This is a genomic window from Sulfurimonas sp. (assembly GCF_028694895.1).
Taxonomy (GTDB): domain Bacteria; phylum Campylobacterota; class Campylobacteria; order Campylobacterales; family Sulfurimonadaceae; genus Sulfurimonas.
In genome coordinates, this window is record NZ_JAQVKA010000121.1 from 1 (window position 1) to 3993 (window position 3993).

Sequence of the window (3993 nt, forward strand, 5' to 3'; positions counted from 1 at the left end):
AAAAATAAATAGCTCATTTTTAGAGATAGTTGGTGATAACTGCTCTATCATTATAGGAAAAAATTCAATCATTGGAAATGGGTGTTATCTAAGTGCAAAAGAAAAAGACATAACTCTGAGCATTGGTGATGAGTGTATGTTAAGCAGAAATGCAAAACTTATGACGTCAGACGGACATCCAATACTAAAAGATGGAAAAATAATAAATAGTGCGAAGAACATTACTTTGAACACTAAAGTATGGGTAGCAGACGACGTAGTCATCTTAAAAGGCGTAGAAATAGGCTCAAACTCCATTGTTGGAATAGGATCAGTATTGACAAAATCAATCCCAACAAATTCTATAGCAGCTGGGAATCCTGCGAAAGTGATAAAAGAAAATATAAGTTGGGATTACTAATTAGTGTTATTTAACTCTTACGAATTTATTTTCGCTTTTTTACCTATTACATTTTTTATATACTTTTACTTATTACATAGTAGATTGATAACTGGTGCAAAATCTTTTTTAGTTTTTTCTTCTCTATTTTTTTATAGTTGGTGGAATATCTCATATCTTCCCTTAATCCTCTCATCCATGTTATTTAACTATACGATTGGAAACTCTTTAAATAAACAAATTAAATTATCTAAAAAATCTATTCTTACTTTTGCTATTTTGGCGAATTTATCTTTGCTTGGCTATTTTAAATATGCTGATTTTTTTATAGAAAATTTTAACTTTGCATTAAATGCAAATCTCTCTCTTTTACACCTTGTGCTTCCTTTAGCTATCAGTTTTTTTACATTTCAACAGATAGCATATCTGGTAGATAGTTATAGAGGAAAAACTGCTGAGTATGACTTTTTAAACTATGCCCTATTTGTTACCTTTTTCCCACAATTAATAGCTGGTCCTATTGTCCATCACAAAGATATGATGCCACAGTTTGCTTCTAAATGGAGATTAGTAAAAAGGTATAAAAATATTACTCTTGGCATTTTTATATTTTCTATGGGTTTATTTAAAAAAGTCGTAATTGCTGACACATTTGCTACTTGGGCGAATAATGGATTTGACAGAGCAGAAGTATTAAATGTGATAGAAGCATGGGCAACAAGTCTTAGCTATACATTTCAACTATATTTTGATTTTAGTGGCTATACAGACATGGCAATAGGTGCTGCATTATTATTTAATATAAGACTTCCTATTAACTTTAACTCACCATACAAAGCTTTAAATATTCAAGATTTTTGGAGAAGATGGCATATAACTCTGTCTAATTTTTTAAGAGATTATATTTACATACCATTAGGAGGCAGTCAAAGAGGTAATTTCAAAACTTATAGTAACTTAATGATTACATTTCTACTTGGCGGTTTATGGCACGGGGCTGGATGGACATTTATATTTTGGGGATTTTTACATGGCTTAGGCCTTGTTGTACATAGAGTATGGAGTAGCCTTGGCATAAAGATGCATACGTGGTTAGCATGGTTAATTACCTTTAACTTTATAAATATTTCTTGGATTTTTTTTAGAGCAAAAGAGTTTGATGATGCTATAAAAATCTTAAAAAGTATGTTTTTTGGAGAGTTGATTTTGCCATATCAAGCTATAGATAAACTCCCTTTTTTAAGTTCTATCAAGCAAGGAGTTGTATTTTTTGAAATCAATGCTAGTAGAGATGGAATCTTATGGTTAATTGGTGCTTTTATTGTAGTTTTAGCTTTAAAAAACAGCTCTTACTACATAACTCACTTTAAAGCAAATAAAAAAACAGCCCTTGTTACTTACCTGTTTTTATTATTTTCATTTATGAACCTTACAAAAGTAAGTGATTTTTTATATTTTAATTTTTAGGAAATTTAGATGAGTAATAAAAAATGGATATTATATATTTTAATCTCTTTAGCATTAACTCTTAGTGCAATAGCATCTATAAATTATTATATAGACTCACTATGGACATTTGAACATGAACATAAATTTAATCAGTACCAAAGAGGATCAAAAGAGAGAGAACAAAAAAGTAACGCACTCTACTTTAGATCTAAAAAATATGAAACAATCATTTTTGGAAGCAGTAGAATTACTTATATGAATCCTTATGTTTTGGATGACAAAACCTTTAATTACGCAGTATCAGATATGCAACCAAGAGAATATAAAGCTTATTTAGATTTTGCCATAACAGAAGCAAAACAACCAATTACAAGTGTCATAATTGGATTGGATTTTTTTGGTGCATTAGAGTATGAGCCCTTTATTGCTAAAGAGTCAAAAGTAATTTTAGAAAAAATCACTAGCCCATTTTATAAATACAAATTACTTTTTAGCCTTGACACCCTAAAACAATCTTTATCAAACATAAAAAATACATCTAAAAAACGAAACACAACATATAAATATAGTTACGTTAAAAGACAAAACTTTAATGATATAAATATTACTAAATATAACTCAAACATTCAAAAAGATATACAAGACTACCTTAGAGATAGGTATAAACACAAGTATGATGAAAATTACTTTTCTTATATTTCTGAGCTTATAAAAAGTTATCCAGAGATAAAATTTATCTTTTTTACAACACCCGTAAGCGAAGAACATTTTAAGGTTATACTATCAAAAGACCTATATCAAGACTATGAAAGATGGTTAAGAGAGAGTGTTCAAGTGGCTAGTGAGATAAATCACTTTATGTATAAGAGCGAACTAGCGGCCAAAGCTAATATATACTTTTCAGATTCAAATCATGCATATCCAAAAACATATAAGTGCTTAACAAATGAGCTTTTTAATAAAGAATCAGATTGTCCACGTACTAATATTATTATAAACCAAACTAATCTTGAAGAAAAACTAGAGCTATTAAAGTCATTAAACTTTCAATAATTCTTCAATAACTTTATTTAAGAGTTTATTTCTTTTTCCCTTGTCGCTTGGAATCATAAAATGCTCTTGGAGTTTTGCATCCCCTACACTTTTCCATCTCTTTGAGCTTGCAAAAAGTGTATCTGCAAAAAATGTCATTGTCGGAGTTCCAACAAGAGAGGCAACATGATATGTTCCCGTAGATGTAGAGACAAAAAGTTTAAAGTTACTTACTAGTTTTGCAAAATAGACAAGTCCTTCAAGTGAGAGATAAAAGATAACATCCACATCATAAAGCCTGTTTTGCATCTCTTCATAAAGCTCTTTTTCATCAGGGCCAAATGTTAAAACAACTTGATACTTGCCCTGTTTTACAACCTCACGGATTAAAATCTCATACTCATCAAGATTCCAATTTGCATCACTTGAACCGCCAAAACCGACATGAAAAGCGATTATCTCATCTTTTTGAATATCATGATTTGCACAAAAAACTCTATATATAAGTTCTTTATCCTCAAACGATAAAAGCGGCTTTTTATACTCCAAGCTTATATCAATAAAGAGTGCGCGGGTGAGTTCTAGGTTATACTCAAACTCAGCCATCTTTACTTCACTTCTTCTTTGAACAACGCGTTTGTTATAAAAAATCTGAGCAATTTTGGTTGCAGGTGCTATTCGCTTTGGTACTCTTGCTAAAAACTGAGCAACTGCGACACGAGTGTTTGAAAAAAGGGTAACAGAGGCATCTATTTTTGCACTCTTTATCTTTTTTACCAAACTCCAAATACTCCCACCATCATCCACAATGACCTCATCTATAAAGTCGCAAGACTCTGCTAGTGCCTTATTTAAAGGTGCCACACATGCTATTAGCCTATTTTGTTTGTTATATTGCTTTAAGACATACATAGCAGGAAGAGCCGTTATAAAATCGCCTAGTTTATCTGTTCTAACTACTAAAATATTCAAAAAAATCTCCAACTTCTTAATGGGCAATTTTATCTTAAAAAGGTTATAATTCGCCTTATGAAAGAGCCATATATCTGGGATAACTATTCCGACCAACCATATCCATTGCAAGACAAAGATTATAAAAAGAGGATGAGAAAAAGCCAGCTTTTCTCACTTGT

At 30.8% G+C, this 3993-nt stretch carries 4 protein-coding genes; 3 read left to right on the forward strand and 1 reads right to left on the reverse strand.

Annotated elements, in window-relative coordinates:
- The 3 genes from PHI38_RS09495 to PHI38_RS09505 form a co-directional block, all read left to right on the forward strand.
- On the forward strand, positions 1–400 hold a 400-nt coding region (locus PHI38_RS09495; protein WP_299855521.1), incomplete at its 5' end, for a DapH/DapD/GlmU-related protein.
- Positions 401–403: 3 nt separating this feature from the next.
- Entirely contained in the window at positions 404–1846 is a 1443-nt protein-coding gene (locus PHI38_RS09500; RefSeq protein ID WP_299855523.1) for an MBOAT family O-acyltransferase, read from the forward strand.
- Positions 1847–1855: 9 nt separating this feature from the next.
- On the forward strand, positions 1856–2881 hold the full coding sequence (locus PHI38_RS09505; protein ID WP_299855525.1) for a hypothetical protein: 1026 nt from the start codon (positions 1856–1858) through the stop codon (positions 2879–2881).
- On the opposite strand, the gene PHI38_RS09510 is transcribed toward PHI38_RS09505, so the two are convergent.
- Positions 2867–3832: a glycosyltransferase family 9 protein gene (locus PHI38_RS09510; RefSeq protein WP_299855526.1), complete on the reverse strand. Its 966-nt coding sequence runs from the start codon at positions 3830–3832 to the stop codon at positions 2867–2869. The genes PHI38_RS09505 and PHI38_RS09510 overlap by 15 nt on opposite strands.
- Positions 3833–3993 lie beyond the last annotated feature (161 nt).